The organism is Campylobacter concisus (genome assembly GCF_003048985.1).
In the GTDB taxonomy this organism is placed as follows: Bacteria; Campylobacterota; Campylobacteria; order Campylobacterales; family Campylobacteraceae; genus Campylobacter_A; species Campylobacter_A concisus_AY.
In genome coordinates this window covers 155,272-178,592 of record NZ_PIRS01000001.1, presented here as the reverse complement: position 1 = coordinate 178,592, position 23,321 = coordinate 155,272, and the positions used below count along the sequence as shown (strand labels likewise).

23 protein-coding genes are annotated in these 23,321 nt (G+C 38.3%); 18 read left to right on the top strand and 5 right to left on the bottom strand.

Translation table 11 applies throughout. The features are described from left to right. Positions 1-204 precede the first annotated feature (204 nt). Genes CVS91_RS00890 through CVS91_RS00815 form a run of 16 tightly spaced genes read left to right on the top strand, consistent with a single transcriptional unit; the run spans position 205 to position 15,754 of the window. The gene (locus CVS91_RS00890; protein ID WP_107829626.1) at positions 205-1,428 is read left to right on the top strand and encodes an argininosuccinate synthase; all 1,224 of its coding nucleotides are present in this window, start codon (positions 205-207) and stop codon (positions 1,426-1,428) included. 23 nt (positions 1,429-1,451) lie between these two features. Next, entirely contained in the window at positions 1,452-1,898 is a 447-nt protein-coding gene (gene rplI / locus CVS91_RS00885; protein WP_107829624.1) for a 50S ribosomal protein L9, read from the top strand. After that, complete coding sequence (hslV, locus tag CVS91_RS00880) at positions 1,899-2,432, top strand: ATP-dependent protease subunit HslV (RefSeq protein ID WP_002940451.1); 534 nt, start codon at positions 1,899-1,901, stop codon at positions 2,430-2,432. It abuts the gene before it with no gap. A gap of 8 nt (positions 2,433-2,440) precedes the next feature. Continuing rightward, the gene (hslU, locus tag CVS91_RS00875) at positions 2,441-3,763 is read left to right on the top strand and encodes an HslU--HslV peptidase ATPase subunit (protein WP_107829622.1); all 1,323 of its coding nucleotides are present in this window, start codon (positions 2,441-2,443) and stop codon (positions 3,761-3,763) included. Continuing rightward, the gene (gene era / locus CVS91_RS00870; protein ID WP_107829620.1) at positions 3,760-4,629 is read left to right on the top strand and encodes a GTPase Era; all 870 of its coding nucleotides are present in this window, start codon (positions 3,760-3,762) and stop codon (positions 4,627-4,629) included. Before hslU ends, era begins: the two co-directional genes overlap by 4 nt. A gap of 56 nt (positions 4,630-4,685) precedes the next feature. Beyond that, a complete protein-coding gene (locus tag CVS91_RS00865) occupies positions 4,686-6,209 on the top strand; it encodes a C4-dicarboxylate ABC transporter (RefSeq protein WP_107829618.1) in 1,524 nt (507 codons plus the stop codon). Next, positions 6,206-6,853 (top strand): hypothetical protein, encoded by a 648-nt coding sequence (locus CVS91_RS00860; RefSeq protein ID WP_012001744.1) that lies wholly within the window; start codon positions 6,206-6,208, stop codon positions 6,851-6,853. Before CVS91_RS00865 ends, CVS91_RS00860 begins: the two co-directional genes overlap by 4 nt. Continuing rightward, positions 6,853-7,263: a hypothetical protein gene (locus CVS91_RS00855; RefSeq protein ID WP_107829616.1), complete on the top strand. Its 411-nt coding sequence runs from the start codon at positions 6,853-6,855 to the stop codon at positions 7,261-7,263. The genes CVS91_RS00860 and CVS91_RS00855 overlap by 1 nt, the downstream gene beginning before the upstream one ends. Further along, the gene (gene mshL / locus CVS91_RS00850; protein ID WP_107829614.1) at positions 7,241-8,770 is read left to right on the top strand and encodes a pilus (MSHA type) biogenesis protein MshL; all 1,530 of its coding nucleotides are present in this window, start codon (positions 7,241-7,243) and stop codon (positions 8,768-8,770) included. Before CVS91_RS00855 ends, mshL begins: the two co-directional genes overlap by 23 nt. Then, complete coding sequence (locus CVS91_RS00845; protein WP_002940497.1) at positions 8,763-9,590, top strand: ATP-binding protein; 828 nt, start codon at positions 8,763-8,765, stop codon at positions 9,588-9,590. Before mshL ends, CVS91_RS00845 begins: the two co-directional genes overlap by 8 nt. Then, positions 9,583-10,449 carry a CDC27 family protein gene (locus CVS91_RS00840; RefSeq protein WP_107829612.1) on the top strand — a complete coding sequence of 289 codons (867 nt, stop codon included), beginning with the start codon at positions 9,583-9,585 and terminating at the stop codon, positions 10,447-10,449. Before CVS91_RS00845 ends, CVS91_RS00840 begins: the two co-directional genes overlap by 8 nt. Beyond that, positions 10,446-10,985 (top strand): hypothetical protein, encoded by a 540-nt coding sequence (locus CVS91_RS00835; RefSeq protein WP_012001749.1) that lies wholly within the window; start codon positions 10,446-10,448, stop codon positions 10,983-10,985. The genes CVS91_RS00840 and CVS91_RS00835 overlap by 4 nt, the downstream gene beginning before the upstream one ends. Beyond that, on the top strand, positions 10,985-12,736 hold the full coding sequence (locus CVS91_RS00830; RefSeq protein ID WP_107829610.1) for a GspE/PulE family protein: 1,752 nt from the start codon (positions 10,985-10,987) through the stop codon (positions 12,734-12,736). Before CVS91_RS00835 ends, CVS91_RS00830 begins: the two co-directional genes overlap by 1 nt. Beyond that, positions 12,733-13,968: a type II secretion system F family protein gene (locus CVS91_RS00825; protein WP_107829608.1), complete on the top strand. Its 1,236-nt coding sequence runs from the start codon at positions 12,733-12,735 to the stop codon at positions 13,966-13,968. The genes CVS91_RS00830 and CVS91_RS00825 overlap by 4 nt, the downstream gene beginning before the upstream one ends. Positions 13,969-13,995: 27 nt before the next feature. After that, positions 13,996-14,496, top strand: coding sequence for a PAS domain-containing protein (locus CVS91_RS00820; RefSeq protein WP_107829606.1), 501 nt, complete (start codon positions 13,996-13,998; stop codon positions 14,494-14,496). 1 nt (position 14,497) lies between these two features. After that, on the top strand, positions 14,498-15,754 hold the full coding sequence (locus CVS91_RS00815) for a methyl-accepting chemotaxis protein (protein ID WP_103597589.1): 1,257 nt from the start codon (positions 14,498-14,500) through the stop codon (positions 15,752-15,754). Positions 15,755-16,533: 779 nt separating this feature from the next. On the opposite strand, the gene CVS91_RS00810 is transcribed toward CVS91_RS00815, so the two are convergent. After that, positions 16,534-16,965 carry a GatB/YqeY domain-containing protein gene (locus CVS91_RS00810; protein ID WP_009293851.1) on the bottom strand — a complete coding sequence of 144 codons (432 nt, stop codon included), beginning with the start codon at positions 16,963-16,965 and terminating at the stop codon, positions 16,534-16,536. Between the two features lie 30 nt (positions 16,966-16,995). Beyond that, positions 16,996-17,898, bottom strand: a complete 903-nt coding sequence (locus tag CVS91_RS00805; RefSeq protein WP_107829604.1) for a disulfide bond formation protein DsbA — start codon at positions 17,896-17,898, stop codon at positions 16,996-16,998. A 130-nt stretch (positions 17,899-18,028) separates the two neighbouring features. Here CVS91_RS00805 and CVS91_RS00800 point away from each other — a divergent pair, with 130 nt between their 5' ends. Next, positions 18,029-19,567: an inorganic phosphate transporter gene (locus CVS91_RS00800; RefSeq protein WP_021086805.1), complete on the top strand. Its 1,539-nt coding sequence runs from the start codon at positions 18,029-18,031 to the stop codon at positions 19,565-19,567. Positions 19,568-19,714: 147 nt separating this feature from the next. On the opposite strand, the gene lpxD is transcribed toward CVS91_RS00800, so the two are convergent. From lpxD to CVS91_RS00785, 3 genes are read right to left on the bottom strand one after another with little or no spacing between them, the layout of a single operon-like run. After that, on the bottom strand, positions 19,715-20,668 hold the full coding sequence (lpxD, locus tag CVS91_RS00795) for a UDP-3-O-(3-hydroxymyristoyl)glucosamine N-acyltransferase (RefSeq protein ID WP_107829602.1): 954 nt from the start codon (positions 20,666-20,668) through the stop codon (positions 19,715-19,717). Further along, positions 20,668-21,129 carry an acetolactate synthase small subunit gene (ilvN, locus tag CVS91_RS00790; protein ID WP_223227413.1) on the bottom strand — a complete coding sequence of 154 codons (462 nt, stop codon included), beginning with the start codon at positions 21,127-21,129 and terminating at the stop codon, positions 20,668-20,670. The genes lpxD and ilvN overlap by 1 nt, the downstream gene beginning before the upstream one ends. Positions 21,130-21,134: 5 nt before the next feature. After that, complete coding sequence (locus tag CVS91_RS00785) at positions 21,135-22,829, bottom strand: acetolactate synthase large subunit (RefSeq protein ID WP_234409642.1); 1,695 nt, start codon at positions 22,827-22,829, stop codon at positions 21,135-21,137. A gap of 156 nt (positions 22,830-22,985) precedes the next feature. Here CVS91_RS00785 and CVS91_RS10545 point away from each other — a divergent pair, with 156 nt between their 5' ends. Continuing rightward, positions 22,986-23,315: a PT domain-containing protein gene (locus CVS91_RS10545; protein WP_107829597.1), complete on the top strand. Its 330-nt coding sequence runs from the start codon at positions 22,986-22,988 to the stop codon at positions 23,313-23,315. Positions 23,316-23,321: the final 6 nt, after the last annotated feature.

Here is a 23,321-nt window from a genome sequence, read left to right as displayed (position 1 = left end):
ATTTAATCTTTGATAATGAAAGCGAAACGCAAATTTAACAAAGCAAGCATAAAAACAATATTAATTATCATAATTTTAAATAATAAATTTCTATGAAATTTGCTAGGGAGTTTTTAAAATAATGCTTACATTAGAAATTAGATTAATTTATTAAAGATTAATCAATTTAGGCTAAAATACGACCATTTCAACAAAAGGACAGCTATGAAAAAAGATGTAAAAAAAGTTGTTTTAGCATACTCAGGTGGACTTGACACAAGTATTATTTTAAAGTGGCTTCAAGACGAATACAAATGCGAAGTAGTCACATTTACTGCCGACATCGGACAAGGCGAAGAGCTAGAGCCTGCACGCAAAAAAGCTCTAGCGCTTGGCGTAAAACCTGAAAATATTTTTATAGAAGATTTAAGAGAAGAATTTGTACGTGATTATGTATTTCCAATGTTTAGAGCAAATGCAGTCTATGAGGGCGAATATCTGCTTGGCACATCAATCGCTCGCCCGCTAATAGCAAAACGCCAAAGCGAGATCGCAAGACTTGTTGGCGCTGATGGTGTGAGCCACGGAGCAACAGGCAAAGGCAACGACCAAGTTCGCTTTGAGCTTGGCTACTACGCGCTTGGCGATAATCTAACTATCATCGCTCCATGGCGCGAATGGGATCTAAACAGCCGTGAAAAGCTTTTAGCATACGCTGAGAAAAATGGCATAGATATCACCAAAAAACCAGGCAAAAGCCCATATTCAATGGATGCAAATTTACTTCACATAAGCTACGAAGGTCTAGTGCTTGAAGACCCGAGCCATGCACCAGAAGATGATATGTGGAGATGGACAGTAAGCCCAAAAGATGCTCCAGATAAGAGCGAGATCATAGAGATCGGCTATGAAAAAGGCGATCCAGTGAGCATAAACGGCAAAAAAATGAGCCCAGCTGAAATTTTAACCGAGCTAAACCGTCTTGGCGCAAAACACGGCATCGGCAGACTTGACATCGTAGAAAACCGCTCAGTTGGCATGAAGAGCCGCGGCTGCTACGAAACCCCAGGCGGCACGATAATGCTAAAAGCTCACAGAGCGATAGAGAGCATCACGCTTGACCGCGGTGCAGCTCACTTAAAAGATGAGATCATGCCAAAATACGCCGAGCTAGTTTATAACGGCTACTGGTGGTCACCTGAGCGAAATATGCTCCAAGCACTCATCGATAAGAGTCAAGAGCACGTAAATGGCTCTGTAAAAGTTGAGCTTTATAAAGGCAATGTGACTATCCTTGGCAGAAGCAGCAAAGATGATAATCTATTTAGCGAGGCATACTGCACATTTGAAGAAGATAGCGTTTATGATCAAAAAGATGCAGCTGGATTTATCAAACTAAATGCGCTTCGTTTCATCATCGCACGCAAAAATGGGCGAAAATTTGACTAAAAATAAAATTTAAAAGGATAAAAATGAAAGTACTACTAATAAAAGATGTAAAGGCACTTGGCAAAGCTGGAGAGATAAAAGAGGTAAAAGACGGCTATGGCAACAACTTCTTAATCGGCAAAGGCTTTGCAAAAGCGGCCACTCCAGATGTCCTTCGTCAATATGAAGCGGCTCAAAAAAGAAAGGCTGAAGAGCTAAAATATGAGATCGCAAATTTAGAAAAACTAAAAGAAGAGCTTGCAAAAGTGACAGTCGTCATCAAAAAAACTCTTGGCGCAAATGGCTCGCTCTTTGGCTCAGTTTCAAAAGAGGAGATCGCAGCAGAGCTTGAAAAGACACATCATTTGGTAGTTGAGAAAAAAGCTATCGATCTGGATACACACCTAAAAGCAGTTGGTCTTTATGATGTCTCTATAAAGCTTGGTCACTCTATAAATGCGACCTTAAAGGTTGATGTGCAAGGAGAGTAGATGTTTCATGCGACAACCATCTTAGCCTACAAAGGCAAAAATAAAGCGGTCATCGGCGGAGACGGACAGGTGAGTTTTGGCAACACTGTCTTAAAGGGCAACGCCGTAAAAATTCGCAAAATTCACAACGGCAAAGTCCTAGCTGGCTTTGCTGGCAGCACTGCTGATGCATTTAATCTCTTTGATATGTTTGAGAAAAATTTAGAGCATACAAAGGGTGACTTGCTAAAGGCGGTGATAGAATTTAGCAAAGAGTGGCGCAAAGACAAGTATCTAAGAAAGCTTGAGGCGATGATGCTTGTGCTTGATAGGGATAAAATTTTCTTACTTAGTGGCACTGGAGATGTTGTTGAGCCAGAAGATGGTAAGATAGCAGCTATCGGAAGCGGCGGAAACTACGCACTTTCAGCGGCTCGTGCCCTAGATAAATTTGCTGATATCGACGAAGAGGAGCTAGTCAAAGAGAGCCTTAAGATCGCCGGCGAAATTTGCATCTATACAAATACAAACATCAAAACTTATGTTTTAGAATAAGAGAGAAAATGAACTTAACACCAAGAGAAATTGTTAAATTTTTAGATGACTATGTGATCGGTCAAAAGGACGCCAAAAAGATCATAGCGATCGCACTTCGCAACCGCTACCGCCGTATGAAGCTTGAAAAGAGCTTGCAAGATGACATCATGCCAAAAAATATCTTGATGATCGGCTCAACTGGCGTTGGTAAAACCGAGATCGCAAGGCGACTTTCAAAGATGATGGGGCTACCTTTTATCAAGGTTGAAGCTAGCAAATATACCGAGGTTGGCTTTGTTGGTCGTGACGTTGAGAGCATGGTAAGAGACCTTGCAATGGCGTCATATAATCTCGTAAAAAACGAGCAAAGCGAGAAAAATCAAGATAAAATCAACGCCTACATCGAAGAAAAGATCGTCTCAAAGCTACTTCCGCCACTGCCAAAAGGTGCAAGTGAAGAGAAACAAGCAGAGTACGCTAAGAGCTATGACAAGATGCTAAATAGGCTAAGAAACGGCGAGCTTGACGAGCTAAGTATCGAGATCGAGGTGCAGCAAAACCCACTTGAAGCTGGCTCAAATGTGCCACCTGATATGGCGCAGATGCAAGAGAGCTTTATAAAGATAATTGGCATCGGTGGCAAAAACATCAAAAAAGAGATGAAGGTAAAAGACGCCAAAAAAGCCCTTCAAAGCGAAGCAAATGATAAAATTTTAGACCTTGAGAGCGTAAAAACTGAGGCTTTAAGAAGAGCTGAAAACGAGGGCATCATCTTTATAGATGAGATCGATAAAGTGGCCGTTGGCTCAGGTAGCTCAAACAGGCAAGATCCTAGCAAAGAAGGTGTGCAAAGAGACTTGTTGCCAATAGTTGAGGGCTCGAATGTAAATACTAAATTTGGAAATTTAAAGACAGATCACATTTTATTTATCGCAGCTGGCGCCTTTCACATAAGCAAGCCAAGCGATCTCATCCCAGAGCTTCAAGGCCGTTTTCCACTAAGGGTCGAGCTTGATAGCCTTGATGAGGACGCGCTTTATCAAATTTTAACTCAGCCAAAAAATTCGCTTTTAAAACAATATATCGCACTTCTTTCAACTGAAAATGTCGAGCTAGAATTTGACGATGAAGCGATAAAAGAGATAGCAAGGATCGCTCATGCAGCGAATGAAAAGATGGAAGATATCGGCGCTAGACGCCTTCATACGGTGATCGAGCGCGTGATAGAAGATATCAGCTTTGAGGCTAGCGAAAAGAGCGGCGAGAGGATAAATGTGACAAAAGAGCTTGTAAAAGAGCGTCTAAAAGACGTGGTTGAGGATCAAGATCTAGCGAGGTATATACTTTGAAATCAGGCTTTGTTAGCATCATAGGACGCACAAATGCTGGCAAAAGCTCGTTTTTAAATGCCTTATTAAACGAAAAGATCGCCATTGTCTCGCACAAGCAAAACGCAACTCGCAGAAAGATAAATGGCATCGTAATGAACGGTGAAGATCAGATCATCTTCACTGACACGCCAGGACTTCACGAGAGCAACAAAGCGATAAATCAACTACTAATAAGCCAAGCTATAAAATCGATGGGGGACTGCGACCTCATCGTATTTTTAGCGCCTATTCATGATGATACAAGCGGCTACGAGAAATTTCTAGCTCTAAATCCTGAAAAACCACACATCTTAGTGCTAACAAAAGTCGATGAGAGCTCAAATGCAAAAGTGCTTGAAAAGATCACTCAGTATCAGAAATTTCAAGATAAATTTGCAGCTTTGCTCACCTTTAGCACCAAGCAGCCTACCTATAAAAAGCCGCTTCTTGATGAAATTTGTAAGCTTTTACCAGAGCATGAGTACTTTTATGATCCAGAATTTCTCACGCCGACAAATGAAAAAGAAATTTTTAGAGAATTTATACTTGAAGCGATCTATGAAAATTTAAGTGACGAGATCCCTTATCTTAGCGATGCGATCACAAAAAGCGTAAAAGAAAAAACTGGCATAACTGAAATTTATGCGAGCATCATCACAGAGCGTGACATCCATAAAAGCATGATCATCGGAAAAAATGGCGAAACCATTAAACGAATTGGAATTTTTGCAAGAAAGTTAATACAAAATTTAACAAACACAAAGGTCTTTCTAAAGCTCGATGTAGTCGTTAAAAAAGGCTGGAGTAAAGAAGAAAAGAGCCTAAATCAGATAATCGGCTATTGATTTTTTATTTTAAAGATATTAGAATAATTAATTAGCGTTCAAAAGGTTTTTGGTTCATGATGAATATTAAAAAAAATAGTGAAATTTCTATAGTTGCAATAGACCCGTATGACTATAAAGGATTTCGTTATCACAACAGCAATGTAGAAGCTTTTAACTTTTCAAAAACAGTCAATAAACGCGACTTTTTCATCTCATATATAAAATTTAAAGACTTAAAAACAACAACATTTTTTATCCCTAGAAGCGTTGATAACGACACTCTTTATGAGGAGCTCCACGAAAAGGTTTATGCAGAGCTTTCGCTTGATCCTGCGCTTGATAATAGGCTATTTTTCTCAGAAGAGAACCATATAAAAAAAGAAAAAAGAGTTTTTACCGCTTTTGTTGTCACGGGTGAAAATTTAAATTCGACCTTTAAAGCAGTTGCAAAAAAGGTCCCATATATCGACTACCTTGCGCCTGAGCCTTTGATCTACTCTGCTATTTATAAAAAAGGCTTGCTTCCTAGCACTCAAGCAGACTGCTTTATTGCGCTTAGAAAAGATGAATCATTTTTAAGCATATATTTAGATGGTGATTTTTTTACAGCTAGAGAAATCCGCTATAACCTAAACTATCTTAAAGATAAATTCTTAGAGCAAAGCGGCGATCGCCTAAGCGATGAAAAATTTATCGAGGTTCTATCTCAAAGAGGACTTGTAAATAAAGATGATGATGGCTTTAACTACGATCTAAACACAGTTTTTGAAGATTATATTTTTTATTTTAACGATATATTAAATATTATAAATAGCCAAAATGGCATAGCCATAAAGAAAATTTATATAGATTGCGACTATGAGATCAAAAATTTTGCAAATTTCATCTCAACTAAACTTGGTTTGGATGCCGAGTATATAGACATAAAAGTTGCGATAAATAACAAAAACTACACTATCAACGAGCGTTATAACGTTATGGCTTTATTTGGTAGATTTTATACCAAAGAGCCATTTTATGAGAACTTTAACCTCTCAAATATGCTCCGTCCAGATCCATTTGTCAAAAGAAAAAGTGGTAAATTTTTGCTAACTTGCGCTGCGGCATTTGCGCTAAGTATGTTATATCCAGCATATAACTACATAGCTGGTCTTGTTTTAGAAAAAGACAGCGCAAGACTAAATGATGAATATAGCGTCCTAAACGCACAAGAGATGCAGATAAAAGAGACGCTTGCTAAAATTTCAAGAGAACAAGAAGCAGTAAAAGAACAGACTCAAAAAGAGAATGAAAAGCTAAATTTCAGAAAAGGTCTGCTTGCTGAGATCGAAAATAAAAAAGATAATTACGCTATGAAGGGTTTAAATCTTTTTAAAATTACCGATATTTTAAATCTAAACGCAGTTCATATCACAAACATCGTAAATAACGATAGAAATTTGACCATAACTGCAGTTAGTGATAATGAAAAAAGGATAACCCAGTTGATCAAAGATATCAGCAAAGATGAAAAATACTTGGTAAATACTAAAAAAATTCGTTCAGATGACGCTAAACACGAGTATGAAAGTAATATAAGCATAGAGATTAGACAATGAGACAAGATATTTTAAGCAAAATAGATCAATACTTTGATAGCAAAAAGCCAAACGAAACAAACCTTATTTTTCTTGGCTCAGCGCTTATCATAGCTTATCTTGTCTATATGCTATGCTTTGATCCTGCACAAAATTTCTTTGATGAAAAGCTTGATAAACATACGAGAATTTCTACAAAGTTAGAAAACACTAGAAATTATCTAGCCTCAGTTAGCTCCCCTGATGGCGATAGAAATTTTAAGATAAACGAAGAAAATAGAAACTTAAGCAATCTAAAACTTCGCTATACGAATATTTTGAAATTTAATACCTATTTTGATTCAAAGCTTAAAGAGCTTTCATTTTTGCTTTTTGACAATCAAAACTGGGCAAACTATATAGATAGTATCGTGCTTTTGGCAAAACAAAATAATATAAAAATTTTAGAGCTTAAAAGCGATATAAAAGAGCCAAATTTCCAAAAGATAGAGCAAATTTTAAATATAGATGTCACTTGCCTTGGAAATTTTAAAGATATGCTTAGCTATATAAACGGACTTGAAGAGTCAAAACTCGTAGTAGATCTTCACAAAATGGATATAAATTCCACTCAAAAAGATCTAGGAGCTAAGCTCTCTATCTCAGTGTGGGGTATGAAGTACTGATGAAAAAATTTGGTTTATTTTTAATTTTAGCTCTAAGTCTATTTGGCAATGAGTTTGAAGGCGAGATGAAAAACTATGATGAAGTTTTTGTTAAGATAAAGGAGCAAAGAAAGGGGCTTAATAGCGGTGAAATTTCTAGCTTACAAGATCCTTTCAAGCTAAATTTGCCAGTTGCTCCAAAAGGCGATCAAAACACTACAAAATACTCTTCTGCAAGGGGGTTTGTGCTAAAGGCCATTTTGCTAAATAAAGCAAATATAAATGGCAAGTGGTATAAAGTGGGAGATATGGTTGATGATTACAACATCACAAGTGTTCAAAATAGCAAGGTTATCATCGTAAAAGATGGTGAAAAACAAGAACTAACTCTTAAAAATGGAAGTAAAAATGTTGGTATCAAAATTAAGTAAATTTATTATAACTGCGGCGTTGGCTTCATTTTTAGCTACCCCTATAATGGCAAAACCAAGCACATGCTTGAGTAAAAATTTTAGTATGAAGATCACAGACGATATAAGTCTTGGAGACGTTTTAAATCAGCTCTCTGAAATGTGTGATTTTAGTATCGTTGCAAAAGATGCTTACAGCAAAAAAGAGCTTGACGATAAAGTCTTTGGCGTAAATATAAGAAATATGAGCTTAAGCGAGGTCTTTGATCTGCTTTTAAACGAGAAAAATTTAAGCTATGAGTTTTCAAATAATGTCTTAAAAATCTCATCGCTTCAAACAAAAATTTTTAAAATAGACTATATCACCTCTATCCGTGAGGGCACAGCCATCACAAAAGCTTCAGTTGATGCCTCTCCGTCAGAAGTAGGCAATAGCTCAAGTAGTGACACTAGCTCAAACGATATAAAAAATGAAAACAACTTGATAAGAACAACTGAAAAATTTGACTTTTGGGAGAAGCTTGACGCTGAGCTAAAAGCTATCTTAAACAATAACAGTGAGCACATCACAGCGCCAGATCCTATCATAAACCAAAATGCTGGACTTATCACGGTTACAGCTACCCCGTCACAGCTAAAACGCGTTGAAAAATATATAGCTGAGATGCAAAGAAGACTTAAAAAACAAGTCATCATCGACGTTTCTATCATCGCAGTTGATCTAAATAATGAATATAAACAAGGTGTTGATTGGAGTAAATTTGAGCTTGGATTTAATACATATATCGGAAATGCAAATCCTAGTGACAGCTCAGGTGCAAAATGGATAGGCAACAAAGGCAATAGTCCAACAGATAGCTTTGGTAAAACTTTAAATATCGCTGCAAATTTAAACTTTAGCCTTGATGGTATGATAAATTTCCTTGAAACAAATGGCAAAACAAAGGTCGTTTCAAGTCCAAAAGTAACCACTCTAAACAACCAACAAGCGCTAATCTCTGTGGGCGATAATATAAACTACCGCGTAATGGAAGAGACAGATAATGGTAGCAACAACAATAATAACAACAGGCTTACAACAACTTATAAACAATACTCTGTATTTATAGGTATCTTGTTAAATTTACTCCCAGAAGTCTCAGATAACAATAAGATCATGCTTCGCATCAACCCAAGCTTAAGCAGCTTTAAGTATGCAGAAGATGACATAAGATCGCAAAATACAGCCATTAGAGAGATCGCCCCTGATACAGTTCAGAAAAAACTCTCAACAGTCGTTCAGGTAAATAGTGGCGATACGATCATACTTGGCGGACTTATCGGACAGACTAAAAATAAGCAAAATACAGCTGTGCCACTTCTAGCTGACATACCTTTGATAGGAAGTGTCTTTAAAAGCACAAGAGATGGCGTAAAAACTACTGAGCTTATCTTTGTCATCACACCAAGAGTTGTTGATCTTGAAGATCCAAAACCAGTTCAGCAGTCGCTAAAAGATCTAGGATTTTCTAAATCGATCTATGAGTAACGAAAATATTTATACGCATATAAAAGATGTTTTCATAGATGAAGACGAGAGTTTAAATTTCGTAAATTTAGACAACTCTATTAGCTGCTACAACAAGATAGTTTTAGCTCTAAAAAAGCCACTAAAGCTCATCTTGTTTTATGGCAAGCCAGGTAGCGGCAAGACCTTTTTGCTAAACAAGATCGCAAATGATCTAAAAGAGGATAAAAGTCTCATCTTTTTTCCGCATCCATTTTTTAGCGAGGCGACATTTATCGAGGCACTTTGTGAGCAAATTTATGGAAAAAAGCTTGAAGATATAAACAACTTTGAGAGCTTTATAAAATTTTATTCAAAAGACTTTAGCAGTAAAGATGAAATTTTAAAAAATCAAATGACGGTTATCCTAGATGAAGCGCAGCTCTATCCGACCGAGCTTATTGAGAAAATAAGGCTTATGGCTGATACTAGGATGTTTAAATTTCTCTTTACAATACATAAAACTGAAAATGAAGATATTTTGGCAAAAGATTATTTTCAGACTAGAATTTGGGAGAGCATCGAGCTAAGTAGTGCTGATGTAAATGAGATCATCATATACTTACAAAGAAAGCTTAGTCAAAAAAACTATGATAAATACCTTAAATTTGAGAAAAAAGATTACGAGTGCGCCTACTCATTTTGCGGTGGAAATTTAAGAACGCTAAACAAGATCATGTATAAATTCTATGAAATTTGCGAATACTACGAGCAGTATCAGCCTTCAAAGCTTAGCGGCGATAAGGCAAATACCATGATACTTACCATGGCTGCACTTGATGCGGGGCTAATCGATGCTTGAACCACAAGAAATTCAAAGACTAGAAAAGCTTTATGAGAGCTACAAGAAAAAAAATGGCGGTTTTTTGCATAAAATTTTTAATGCCAAAAACTCTAAAATTTTAATCATTGAGCTTTTGCTTATTATCATTTTACTGTCTGCGTTGATAGCGCTAAGCATAGAGAAAACTCCAAGTCTTGCTAGTAAAAGCGATAAAGTTTTAGCCAAAAACGCAACAGCTGTAAAAATAGTAGAAAAAAATGAGACAAATGTAAGCGTGCTTAGTGAGCTAAAGCAAAAGAGCGAGGTTGCTAAGGCTAAATTTGAAGAGGGTAAGAAGCAAGATGAGCTAGCTGATAAGATAGCTAAAAAGCTTGAAGAGGTTGTAAAAATAAACGAGACAAACGATACTTCAAAAAACGACCCAAAAAGGCAAAGAAACTCACAAGGTTGGCTTAAGCTAAACATCCCTGATGAAGAGCCACTTACCGAACAAAATGGCATAAGCGTGCCACAAGATGAAGTGATAGATCTTGAGTCAAAGCCAGCTAGAAAGCGTGTAAATATACAAGTAACTTCAGCATCAAATGAAGAGAGCGTGCTAAGAGAACAATTTTTAAAGACAAATAATCCAACTATTGCACTTGAGCTTGCGAGATTAAATTTTAGAAACAATAATTTCAAAGAAGCTATAAAGTGGTCGCTTGCTGCAAACGATATAGATAATAGCTTAGAGGAGTCGTGGATCATCTTTGCAAAGTCGAAATATAAGCTAAAACAAAGCGATGATGCCATAAAAGCTCTAAGGGAGTATAATAAAAACTTAAACAAAGCTTCAATAAATGAGCTTATAAATAAGATAAAAAGTGGAACATTATGAAATTTTTTGTTATTTTTTTGGTTTTTGTTTGTGAAGTTTTTGCTGTTAGTCTAACCGAGATAAGAGATGACTTTAATAGCGCAAACTATGCAAAAGTCTGCAACCAAAAGGTTGAGGACTTTTTAAAAACACAAAATAACGAAGAACAAATTTCTATGTTTGGCATCGCTTGCATAAAGATGAACGATCTAAACAGGCTAGCAACTCCGATCGATAAGCTAGTAAAGAGCGAAAAATCAAGAGAAAATGCTGCCTATTTTGCTGACATCTTGTTTAAGAAAAAGCTCTTATTTCACGCTATGATAGATGGCGTTGATATAAGCTATATCAGGCTTCCAAAGAGTGATTATATACTTTCATTTTTGTTTGATAAATTTGTAAAAAAAGAGTATGTTGAAGAGCTTGGTACATTTATCTTTGAAGAGCCAAATTCTGACACAAGATATGAGATAAGCCCAACAAATGGGCAAATACCAAAGTTAGTGCTTAAAATTTTTAAAAATAACGACCTGAAATCACAAATAGAGTATAGATAATGAAAAATGTAGAAAATGTAATCTTAAAAAATATAGAACAAAACGGCAAACTAAGCACATCAGATATAGAAAAGATAAAGCAGATAAGCGAGCAAGAAGGCAAAGGTCTTGTTAAAATTTTAAGAGATGAAAATTTACTAAATGATGAAGACTTTATGGAAATTTTGTCTGATATTTATAGAAGAGGGCATGTAAATATCGATGAAATTTCAAACGACCTTGAACTTGATATCAAGGCTTTTGTTAAATTTATAAGCGAGAAATTTAAGGTTTTATACTTTGATCTTGATGATATCGACATCGACTACCGCATTAGCGAAAAGCTAAGCACCGCTCAACTAAAGACATATAGCGCGATCCCAGTAAAAGAAGATGAGATAAGCGTATATGTCGCTTTTAAAAATCCATTTGACGTTATCGCTCAAGATAAGGTGCAAAATTTATTTAATAGAAAACTACTAAAAGTTGCCATCGCTCAGCCAACTCAGATAGAAAAATATATAAGCAAGCTAGCACTAAATGAGAGCATAAAAGATGTGATAACAGAGATCAGAAGAGAGCTTTCAAGCTCGGCTAGCCAAGGTCAAAACAGTGAAAACTCTGGAATTTTAAAGCTAATCGAGATCATCTTAAAAACATCTATCCAAAGCAGAGCCAGCGACATCCACATCGAGCCAACCGAGACAAACTGCATCGTAAGAAGCAGGATCGATGGCATGCTAAGTGAGACATTTATATTTGATAAAGATATCTATCCGCCGATGGTTAGCCGTATGAAGCTACTTTCAAACATGGACATCGCAGAGCGCCGCCGCCCACAAGATGGTAGATTTTCAGCTCAAATTTTAGACAAAGAGTATGATTTTCGTATCTCGACGCTACCTATCTTAAATGGCGAAAGTATAGTTTTAAGAATTTTGGATAAGTCAAAGGTTATTATAAATTTAGAAGATCTTGGCATGCATCCAGATAATTTCGCTAAATTTAAAAAGAGCATGAAAGCGCCTTATGGCATCATCCTTGTTACTGGCCCAACAGGCTCAGGTAAGACTACGACACTTTATGGCGCTCTAAATGATATAAAAAGCGTAAAAACTAAGATCATCACAGTTGAAGATCCAGTCGAATACCAGCTAAATATGATCCAACAAGTGCATGTAAATGAAAAAGCTGGACTTACCTTTGTCTCAGCCCTTCGCTCTATCTTAAGACAAGATCCAGATGTCATAATGATAGGCGAGATCAGGGATCAAGAGACGCTTCGCATAGCGATACAAGCAGCACTTACTGGTCACCTTGTCTTTTCTACGCTTCACACAAATGATGCCATAAGTGCACTTCCTCGTATGATAGATATGGGCATCGAGCCTTATCTAGTAAGTGGCGCGCTCGTTTGCATAGAGGCTCAAAGGCTTGTTAGAAAGCTCTGCCCACACTGCAAACAAAAGATCACACTATCTCAAAAGGCATTTGACGAGGTTAAGAAATTTGTCCCTGAAAACTACCAGTTTTATAAAAGCGTCGGATGTCCGCAATGCTCACAAACTGGGTATCTAGGACGTGAGATGATAAGTGAAATTTTACCTATTAGTGACCATATAGCAAGCATGGTTGCAAATGATGCTTCTAAAGATGAGCTTAAAAGCGTAGCTTACAAAGAGGGCTTTATAGATATGTTTCATGATGGTGTCGTAAGGGCAGCAAATGGCATAACCACGCTTGAAGAAGTTTATAGGGTTGCTAAGATATGAAATACTTTGAGGTTGAGTACATCCAAAACGGCAAACGCCATAAGATGAGCCTAAGAGCGAACAATAAAAGTGAGATCAAAGACAAAGCAAATGTTACTGGCATGATCGTAAAGATCAAAGAGACGCAAACTTCTAGCATAAATAACTTTGAAAATTTACAAAATGTGATCGCAAAAGCTTTTACTAATCCAAAGGTGAAAATTCCAAATTTAGTAGCCACCATAAGGCAGCTTAGCGTTATGACAAATGCTGGAATTTCTATCCACGATAGCATTAAAGAGGTTGCAAACTCCACCGAGGATAAGCGCCTTAAATTTATATTTCAAACTATAGATGAGGAGCTAAATCAAGGCTCAAGCCTCACAAATAGCATAGAAAATTTCAAAGAAGAGCTAGGCGATGTGACGCTTGCGATGATAAGACTAGGGGAAAGCACTGGTAATATGGCTGACGCGCTTGCAAAGCTCGCCTCTATCTTGCAAGAGGTCTGGGACAATCAGCAAAAATTTAAAAAAGCTATCCGATATCCGATAACAGTCATCTGCACGATCATTATAGCCTTTGTCATCCTCATGATACTTGTTGTGCCGCAGTTTAGAGAAATTTTCGAGCAGTTAAATGCAGAGCTACCACTGCCAACTAAAATTTTGCTAAATATCGAATACGTCATGACAAACTACGGCTTTTATATCCTTGGAGCACTTGCATTTATCGGATATTTGCTTAGAAAATACTACCTTGAGAGTGAAGAATTTCAAGATAAGGTCGATAAATACCTTTTGAAAGTCTATCTCATCGGCAAGATCATATTTTATTCGAATATGAGTAGATTTAACCTCATCTTTACAGAGCTTGTTCGAGCTGGTTTGCCTATAGCAGATGCCCTTGATACGGCTGTGATAACGGTCTCAAACAAAGATATCAAAAAGAAGCTAAGCGGCGTTAAGATACTTGTTGGTAGGGGTGTTAGCCTAACGGAGGCCTTTAGAGATACAAATTTATATGAAAATATGCTCATACAGATGATAAGCGCTGGCGAGCAAAGCGGTAGCTTGGATGATATGACCGGAAAAGTTACTGACTATTACAGGATGAAATTTAACGATATTATTGATAACATCTCAAACTATATCGAGCCTATCTTGCTCGTTTTTATAGCAGGTATGGTGCTTTTACTAGCTCTTGGTATATTTTTGCCGATGTGGGATCTATCAAAAGCCGTTAAAAACTAAAATAATTAAAATCTTAAAGGAGAGAAGATGTCTGAAAACAAAGAACACATGGTCGAAGAGAGCGCCTTTTTGGTCTCAAAGACCGACTTAAAAGGACGTATTACGTATTGTAACGAGCCATTTTTAAAGATAGTTGGAGCAAAGCAAGCTGAAGTCTTGGGTAAGCCTCACAACATCATAAGACACCCAGATATGCCAAGAGCTGTTTTCAAGCTGCTTTGGGAGCGTATAAAAAATAGAGAAGAAATTTTTGCTTATGTAAAAAACAAAAGCTTTGATGGTGGATACTACTGGGTCTTTGCAAATATCACAACTTCGCTTGATGTGCAAAATAATCCAGTTGGCTACTACTCAGTTAGACGCAAGCCAAATCCAAAGGCGATTGAAGTGATAGAGCCTATATATCAAAAGTTATTATCGGTAGAAAAGAGCGGTGGCATGGATGCTTCGATGAAATTTTTAACTGATTTTTTAAAAGAAAAAAATATAAGTTATGATGAATTTGTAAATAACCTTCAAAGGCTATAATATGTTTGGAAAAAAACTTGACTCTATAAATGAAATTTTAAGCGTAGTAGGCTCAGCTAGAAACGGTATCTTAGAGCCTAGGATAGTAAATGTAAAAGAAAATGACCCTCTTTATGAAGTAGCACTTGGTATAAATGACTTGCTTGATCAAGTTGAGGCGCTCCAAAGAGAAATTTCAACCTCAATAGACGCTGCTCAAAGCGGACTAACATATAGAAATATCTTTACAGAGGGATTTCGCGGTATATTTAAACAAAATGCCATCTCTATGAGCAACGGCGTAACTGGCATAAAAGATAGTCACAAAAGTAAAGTAAGAGGCCTACTTTCAAAAGAACTTGACACACTTGGCAATGGCAACGACGGCATAGAAGATGTTAGAAACGATCTAAATGAGAGTATCAAAAACCTTAGCCAAATGGCACTCATGGCAAAAGATACGGCTAGAATCGCCGAGGATACGACGCAAAGCATCAATGAGCTAAGCGTAAATATGAGCTCACTTGAAGAGCTGATAGAGGGCTCAAGCCACGCTATAAGCACGCTAAATAGCAGAACAGACGACATCACTTCGGTTGTAAATTTGATAAAAGATATAGCTGAGCAGACAAATTTGCTAGCTCTAAACGCAGCTATCGAAGCAGCACGAGCAGGCGAGCATGGACGCGGCTTTGCAGTTGTCGCTGATGAGGTTAGAAAACTAGCTGAAAACACTCAAAAAGCGACACACGAGATCGGCGTAAATATCCAAACACTTCAGCAAGAAGCCAAAGATATCGATGAAAACTCTAAAAAGATAGATGAAATTTCAAAGATCGCCACAGCAAATGTCGAAAATTTCAAACAAACTTTAGCTAGCTTTAACCAAAATGCAAAAGAGACAGCCCAAAGATCAAAATATGTAGAAGACAAGACCTTTGGCATCATCGCTAAGATAGCTATCATCGTCTATAAAGTAGGCGTTTATTCAGACACTGTAAATGAGCAAGGCTACGGCGATGATATAGCAAAAGACGCAGACGATCTTGTAGCGTGGTATGAAAATGAGTGCGCAAAGAGCTTTAGCCACACTAAAACTTATGAGAAATCACGCCATTTGGTAGATGAGTTTAACAAAAACATCAAAGCCATCTTGACAGAAGCTGGCAAGGGCTATAACGAGAAAAATTTAAAACATTTTGTCACTGAGTTTAGAAAGCTCGAAGATCTTAGTAGAGAGATATTTAACTCATACAACGAAATGGTCGCTTCAAAATAACTTCAAATTTGCTAGACTCGCTTTGGGTCTAGCTTTTTAAATTTATATATCAAATTCTTTTTTTATTGTGCTTTTAAGGGTATTTTGAAAAATTAATGATTTTTAAAAATTGCCTCTTTTAGCAAGAATGTTGCCATAAAACAAGGCTAAAATTTAGTTATACTCTGCTTATATATATCAAATTCTGCTTTTTAAACTTATTCATTTCTCACAGTAAAGCTTTCTGTCTTTTATCATCCCATAACAGCAGGCACGTTATAGCAGCCTCTAGAAATTTAAGGCGTGTGAGAGAATTGTAGATTTATTTCTTAGGACGAGATAATTACAGCAAAACAAAGCCTAAATTTAGCAACCCACCACTTTAAATTTTTACTTCTTTAACACATAATGCACCAGCAAACCAAAGCTAGTTTTAAAGCAAAAGTGTTAAATTTAACTCCATGTTTAAAAAATTTGACAACTGCTTAGTATAAAATTTATAAATTCACTAGATACCGCTATAAAGTAAAGTTAAGTTTAGCCAAGTTTGTTTTTGTTTTTTGCTTCTTTTGTGCCGCTAAAGCTAAAATGTTTATAAATTTAAAGGTTTGCCAACCTCAAAGTAAAACAATCAAATTTTAAACCCCTGCTTTAAAATATAAATTTAAATTTAGCAAACCGCCCTAGCCTAAATTTAGAAATTCATCGCTCTCAAAATTAATATTTGATGTAAGATGAAGTATTTTTAAAGCCTGCACACTAAATTTAACGCACAGGCTTTGAGAAAGTGTATATTAAATTTACGCCAAAAGCTCTTTTGCGATCATGCTTATGCGTTTTGCTTCAGCGCTCGCTCCGATCTCATCTTTTGCCATTTTCATCACAGCACCTAAATTTTTACCGACCTTTTCAATGATGCTTTTGATCTTCTCTTTTAGCTCATCATCACTTAGCTGTGCTGGCAGATATGCCTTGATTAGCTCGATCTCGCTCTGCTCTTTTTTAGCTAGGTCCTCTCTTGCTCCCTTTAGATAGAGCTCAACTGAGTCAGCCCTTTTTTTGATCTCTTTTTGAAGTAGAGGTAGCACGACCTCGTCGGTCATCTCGATCCTTTGATCAACTTCGACTTGCTTAAGTGCTGCATTTAGCGTCCTTAAAGTATCTCTTTTAAACTCATCTTTTGCCTTCATAGCCTCTTTTATGTCGGCCAAAATTTGCTCTCTTATACTCATTTTCTCTCCTTTAAATTTTTGAAATCATAACTAAAATTTTGTGATAATTTCTTGAAATATACCTTTTAAATAAGCCGCTCCAACGCCCTCTCTAAGCCCATCGTCGATAACTATAAATTTCGCATTTTGTCCGTTTAAAAGCTCTTTTAAAAGCAGCGTTCCAGCGATGAGCGGATACTTTCTACTTCTTCCAACCGCCACGTCAGCGCTTTTGTCATCCATCTTTAAAAGCTCATTTATAAACCAAGCAAGATCGTCATTTTTAAGCTCATATCCGCTCACTTTTTTTGGATCATAGCTTTCGTAGTTTAGCCCAAGCTTTAGCGCTGCGATAGTGGTCGGCACACCAGAAGTTAGCACGATAAGTCTATTGTCAAGGCTTGTTAAAAATTCCCTTGCCTCTTTTGTATAAATTTTTGCATTTTCTTGCATCAGATCAAGCGTCTTAAATCTCTCGTAAAAGGTGATGATGCCAAATTTAAAGCTTATAAATTTGCCATCGTCGCCTATCTCTGAGCTTGCACCGCCGATGTCGATGATGCTAAATTTATCATTTATGCCAAGCTTTTTTAAGGCATTTTGCACGCCTAAAAATGTAAGTTTTGCTTCAGCTTGCCCGTCAATGATATGAAAATTTATGCCAAATTTCTCTCTTATCTCGCCAAAAATTTCTTCGCTATTTGATGCCACTCTAAATGCCTCGGTCGCAACCGCCACGCATTTAAATTTAGTAAAGTCAAATTTGCTTTTAGCCTCCACTATCGCTTCAAAAAGCCTATTTTTAGCCTCCAAACCTATCTTGCCACTTTCGTTTAAGCCCCTTGCAGCTCCAACTATTTTTTCATAAATTTGCTCGTTGCTAAAGCCATTTTGCACCTTTTTTATAAGTGCCATACGAAAGGTGTTTGAGCCAAGATCGATCGCTATAACCAAAATTTATCCTTAATATTTTTGCCAAATTCTAACATATAATAATTTAGTATCATTTAAAGTGAGAAAATTCTAAAAACTTTAATAATTTTCAAGATATAATTTTGTCAAAAACTCTTACAAGGGGGCTTGATTGCTTCGAGATAACTTCTTGGCGTTAGTTATTTTTGCGATTTGCAGCGTTGGATTTTTCGTTTGGGGCTATCAATACATCCCGACAAATAACTACTTTTTATTCTTGATCGCTGGTATGTTTGGTCTTTTTATGGCATTTAATATCGGCGGAAATGACGTTGCAAACAGCTTTGGCACAAGCGTCGGCGCAAAAACACTCACACTAAAACAAGCTCTTGTAATAGCCGCCATTTTTGAACTTAGCGGCGCGATATTTGCAGGATCTGAGGTTACAAATACCATTAGAAACGAGATCGTGAAATTTCCAAGCGATCTAAACCCGATGAAATTTGTCATCATCATGATCTCAGCCCTTCTAAGCTCTGGTCTTTGGCTATTTTACGCATCCAAAAAAGGTCTGCCAGTCTCGACCACTCACTCGATAGTTGGTGGCATCGTTGGCGCAGGACTTGCTATGGGATTTATGATAAAAGATCCTGAACCATTTAATATGGTCTCTTGGGGCGAGATCGGCAGGATCGCCGTTAGCTGGGTCATCTCGCCACTGCTTGGCGGCGTGATGTCTTACATTATATTTGGCTATGTAAAAAGCAAAATAATCGAGCCAACGCACGAGTTAAAGACAAATTTAAAAGCGCTAAAAGCTGAGAGAAAAGCCTATAAAGAAAGCTTTATAAAAGCACTCAAAACAAAGCCAGCTGAGGAGCAGATAGCCACTCTTTCAAAGATCGCAGTTATCGATGAGGACGAGATCGAAACCACTGAATACAGCGAGTACCGCTCAAAAATTCGCATCATGAAAGATAGCGAAAAAGAGATAGATACCTTTAAGGCGATGAAAAAGCACATCCCGATCATCGCTGGATTTGCCGCGATGGTCATCTCATCAATGATGCTTTTTAAAGGGCTTGAGCATATAAATTTAGCCTTTAGCATCATCCAAACAGTCTGGATCATCTTCGTCATCGGCGCTCTAGCGTATCTTGCAAGCCTTGCTATCATAAACGTCATGAGTAAAAACGATAGCGAAAAGAGCATCAATAGAATTTTCTCATGGTTTCAAATTTTTACCGCTTCATCTTTTGCATTTTCGCACGGCGCAAACGACATAGCAAATGCAGTTGGACCATTTGCTGCTGTGCTTGATGTGCTAAAAACTGGCTCTATAAACGAAAGCTCACCCATACCAAGTATCGCAATGGTAACCTTTGGTATCTCGCTTGTCGTTGGACTTTGGTTTTTAGGCAAAGAGGTGATCACTACTATCGGCTCAAAACTAGCTGAAATTTTACCTACGACTGGCTTTAGCGCGGAGCTTGCCTCAAGTATCGTCATACTTCTAGCTACAAAGCTTGGCATACCAGTTAGCTCAACGCATATCCTAATAGGCGCGGTTTTGGGTATCGGCATCGTAAATAAAAACGCAAACTGGAAAATGGTAAGACCTATCATCCTAGCTTGGCTCATCACACTGCCTGCAGCTGCTATCTCATCGGCTATATTTTATTTTGCCCTTGCTAAATTTTTAGGCGTTTAGTCATATTTTTAAATAGCTAAACCGCCCTATTTCTAGATATTTTTTGTATAAATTTATATGAAAACTTGGCAAGTTGATCCAACCTGCCAAGTAAATTTGAAGTTATTTTTTCTTAATGATGATCTTCTAGCTACGTTATTGCAATTTTTAGTTTTTTCTAAAAAATCTAATCATCTTAGCCTGGATTTTAAACATCTCTGAAAGCTCCATTATAGGATAAGCTCCAGCGTATTTTTTGCCGCCAGGCAGGTCTTTACTAACACCACCGCGTGCAGCGATCTGAGCAAAGTCTCCAACGCTTACGTGACCAGCTGAGCCACTTTGTCCGCCCATGACGACATTTCTGCCTAGCACTGTTGAGCCAGCAAGTCCAGTTTGTGAGACGATAAGGCAGCCATTTCCAAGCTCGCAGTTGTGGCCTATTTGAACGAGATTGTCTATCTTTGTATAGTTTGCGATCATCGTGCTTTCAAAAACGCCACGATCTATCGTCGTGCAAGCGCCGATCTCGACAAAATCGCCCAAAACAACGTTACCATTATGATAAATTTTCACATGCTCGCCAGTTTTTGTATGCGCATAGCCAAAGCCGTCGCTGCCGATGACGCAGTTTGCTAGCAGGTGGCACTCATTGCCGATGACGCAGTCATTGTAGATGACGACGTTTGGGTGGATGATGCAGTTTTTGCCGATAGTTACGTTATCGCCCAAAAAAGCTCCAGCCATCACTATCGTATTTTCGCCAACACTCACGTTTGAGCCGATATAGACATTTGGCATTATAGTGGCGCTTTCGGCGATATTTGATGGTTTTGGCTCGCAAAAAAGCGGCTTAGCGTAAATTTTACTAAGGATGGCAAAAGCAAGGTGCGGGTTGTCACACACAAGCGCTACCATGCCAGCCGGCACTAAGTCCAAAAGCGATTTTGTCACCAAGATAGCTCCAGCATTTGAAGTGCTTATAAATTTAGCATTTTTCTCGCCATCGCAGTATGTTAGCTCAGCTTTATTTGCATTTTTTAAAGAATTTAGAGCAAAAATTTCAAGATCTTCTCCGCTAAAAGTAGCATCTACTTTTAAGGCTATTTCGCTTAGTTTCATCATATATCCATTATCACAGATCCGCCGCGCACGACATCAACTGGGTTAAATTTCTTTATCGATTTTAAAAAGCTCTCTACTCTGCTCGCATCATCAGCCACCATGACGACGATGTAGTTTTCGTTTGTGTTTGTGACGATGCCATTGTATGTCTTTAGTATCGCCTCAAGGCCGGCAAAATTTTCGCCAAGTGGGATTTTCACAAGAGCCATCTCTTTTTCGACAAATTCGCCACTTTCTATGACTTTGTATGTTGGGATTAGCTTGTGAAGCTGTTTTACGATCTGCTCTAAAACCCTCTCATCGCCGCTTGTGACGATGCTTAGCCTTGAGAAGTTGCTCTCAGGTATCGGAGCGACCGTGAGCGTGTCGATGTTGTAGCCCCTGCCCGCAAAAAGCCCAGAAATTCTAGCCAAAACACCATGTTCATTTAAAACTATAACCGATATCGTTCTTCTTATACTGCTCATTTTTCTTCCTTGCTCTTTAATATCATATTATAAATCGCAGCCCCAGCTGGAACCATAGGAAGCACGTCTTCAAAGCGGTCTATCCTCACGTCAATAAGTGCTGATTTTCTACTCTTGATCGCCTCTTTTAAAGCCTTTTTAAACTCATCTTTGCTCTTGCAAACAAAGCCAACGCCACCAAATCCCTCAGCGATCTTTACAAAATCAGGCTGCAAGCTAAGATCAGTTGATGAGTAGCGCTTTTCATAGAAAAATGTCTGCCACTGGCGCACCATGCCTAGGAAGTTGTTGTTTAAGATGATGTTTATGACAGGGACATTTGTCTCATAAGCAGTCATTAGCTCTTGGATATTCATAAGTATCGAGCCATCGCCTGTGAAATTTACAACCAAATGCTCAGGCTTCGCGCACTTTGCGCCGATCGCTGCAGGGAGGCCGTATCCCATCGTGCCAAGGCCACCACTTGTGACAAGCTGCCTTGCGCGGTTAAATGGATAAAACTGTGCCACCCACATCTGGTGCTGACCAACGTCCGTTGCGATGATAGCCTCAGGGCCTGCTATCTTTGCGGTCTCCTCGACGACCCATTGTGGTTTTAGCACAGTGTCGCTGTCTGTGTAGCTAAGTGGATTTAGCTTTTGATATCTATCTAAAATTTCTCTCCAAGGCGCATAGTTTTTAGGCTCACCTTTCACCTCTTCATAAAGCTCGCTTAGCACGTTTGTAAGGTCGCCAACTATCGGATAGTGCGCGTTTATGATCTTTGAGATAGAGCTTGGATCGATGTCGATGTGGATGATCTTAGCATGTTTAGCAAACTCATCTGTCCTGCCTGTGACCCTATCGCAAAATCTAGCGCCAAGTGATATGAGAAGGTCGCACTCACTTAAAGCCATGTTTGAAGCGTAGCTGCCGTGCATGCCCGCCATGCCTAAATTTAGCTCATCTTTTGCGTCAAGCACGCCAAGAGCCATAAGTGTCTCGACTGCTGGGATACCTGTTTTTTGCATAAATTTACGGATGATCTCGCTAGCATTTGATGCGACTGCACCGCCGCCTATATAAAGAAGCGGTCTTTTAGCCTCATTTATCGCAGCTGCCGCCTTTTTTATCTGCTTAGAGTTGCCTTTGTAGGTTGGCTTGTAGCTTGGGATGGAAATTTCTTTTGGATATACAAAGTCGCCAAGCTTTGATGTGATATTTTTTGGGATGTCGATGTGAACTGGTCCTGGGCGGCCTGATCTTGCGATATAAAAGGCCTCTTTTATGATGCGAGGCAGCTCCTCGACGCTATTTACTAAAAAGTTGTGTTTGACACATGGGCGCGAAATGCCGACTGCGTCGATCTCTTGAAAGGCGTCTGTGCCGATCATAAATGTCGGCACCTGACCGCTTATAAGCACGATCGGTATGCTGTCGCTGTAGGCTGTGGCAAGGCCTGTGACTGCGTTTGTAAAGCCAGGACCGCTTGTCACAAAAGCCACGCCAACTTTGCCACTAACCCTAGCGTATCCGTCTGCTGCGTGAACGGCTGCTTGCTCGTGGCGAACCAAGACGTGTTTAAAATAAGTTTGTTTATATGTCTCGTCGTAGATATTTAAAGCTGCACCGCCAGGATAGCCAAAAACTATCTCAACGCCCTCTTCGTGCAAGGCTTCGCTTATCATCTGTGAACCAGAAATTTGTTTTATCATCACTTTAGCCTTTTGATAAATTTATCGCAAATTATATCCCAAAGCATTTTAAATCCATTTTAACTTTTTAGCGAAATTTGGGCGTTATCTTAAATTTTTTGAAAAAAATTTGAATTAAAAAAGCGAAAAATACAAAATATTTTACATATATTTATGCATATTATTTTTAGTATTTTGATAAATTTGGCAAATTTAGAGAAAAATTTAAAAAAGCAGAGGGGCGATAGCCAACCAGCCAACCAGCCAACCAGCCAACCAGCCAACCAGCCAACCAGCCAACCAGCCAACCAGCCAACCAGCCAACCAGCCAACCAGCCAACCAGCCAACCAGCCAACCAGCCAACCAGCCAACCAGCCAAGAAACCAAGAAACCAAGAAACCAAGAAACCAAGAAACCAAGAAAATTTATCTAGAAATTTTCACAAAAATGGCAAGAAATTTATGCAAAAGTATAAAAACAGCCTTAAGCTAAGCCATTTTTAAGCGCAA

Bases quoted from the DNA above. Each gene is read 5' to 3' on its own strand.
- CVS91_RS00890 (WP_107829626.1), top strand. From the start codon at position 205: ATGAAAAAAGATGTAAAAAAAGTTGTTTTAGCATACTCAGGTGGACTT.
- rplI (WP_107829624.1), top strand. From the start codon at position 1,452: ATGAAAGTACTACTAATAAAAGATGTAAAGGCACTTGGCAAAGCTGGA.
- hslV (WP_002940451.1), top strand. From the start codon at position 1,899: ATGTTTCATGCGACAACCATCTTAGCCTACAAAGGCAAAAATAAAGCG.
- hslU (WP_107829622.1), top strand. From the start codon at position 2,441: ATGAACTTAACACCAAGAGAAATTGTTAAATTTTTAGATGACTATGTG.
- CVS91_RS00865 (WP_107829618.1), top strand. From the start codon at position 4,686: ATGATGAATATTAAAAAAAATAGTGAAATTTCTATAGTTGCAATAGAC.
- CVS91_RS00860 (WP_012001744.1), top strand. From the start codon at position 6,206: ATGAGACAAGATATTTTAAGCAAAATAGATCAATACTTTGATAGCAAA.
- CVS91_RS00855 (WP_107829616.1), top strand. From the start codon at position 6,853: ATGAAAAAATTTGGTTTATTTTTAATTTTAGCTCTAAGTCTATTTGGC.
- mshL (WP_107829614.1), top strand. From the start codon at position 7,241: ATGTTGGTATCAAAATTAAGTAAATTTATTATAACTGCGGCGTTGGCT.
- CVS91_RS00845 (WP_002940497.1), top strand. From the start codon at position 8,763: ATGAGTAACGAAAATATTTATACGCATATAAAAGATGTTTTCATAGAT.
- CVS91_RS00840 (WP_107829612.1), top strand. From the start codon at position 9,583: ATGCTTGAACCACAAGAAATTCAAAGACTAGAAAAGCTTTATGAGAGC.
- CVS91_RS00835 (WP_012001749.1), top strand. From the start codon at position 10,446: ATGAAATTTTTTGTTATTTTTTTGGTTTTTGTTTGTGAAGTTTTTGCT.
- CVS91_RS00830 (WP_107829610.1), top strand. From the start codon at position 10,985: ATGAAAAATGTAGAAAATGTAATCTTAAAAAATATAGAACAAAACGGC.
- CVS91_RS00825 (WP_107829608.1), top strand. From the start codon at position 12,733: ATGAAATACTTTGAGGTTGAGTACATCCAAAACGGCAAACGCCATAAG.
- CVS91_RS00820 (WP_107829606.1), top strand. From the start codon at position 13,996: ATGTCTGAAAACAAAGAACACATGGTCGAAGAGAGCGCCTTTTTGGTC.
- CVS91_RS00815 (WP_103597589.1), top strand. From the start codon at position 14,498: ATGTTTGGAAAAAAACTTGACTCTATAAATGAAATTTTAAGCGTAGTA.
- CVS91_RS00810 (WP_009293851.1), bottom strand. From the start codon at position 16,965: ATGAGTATAAGAGAGCAAATTTTGGCCGACATAAAAGAGGCTATGAAG.
- lpxD (WP_107829602.1), bottom strand. From the start codon at position 20,668: ATGAAACTAAGCGAAATAGCCTTAAAAGTAGATGCTACTTTTAGCGGA.
- CVS91_RS10545 (WP_107829597.1), top strand. From the start codon at position 22,986: ATGCATATTATTTTTAGTATTTTGATAAATTTGGCAAATTTAGAGAAA.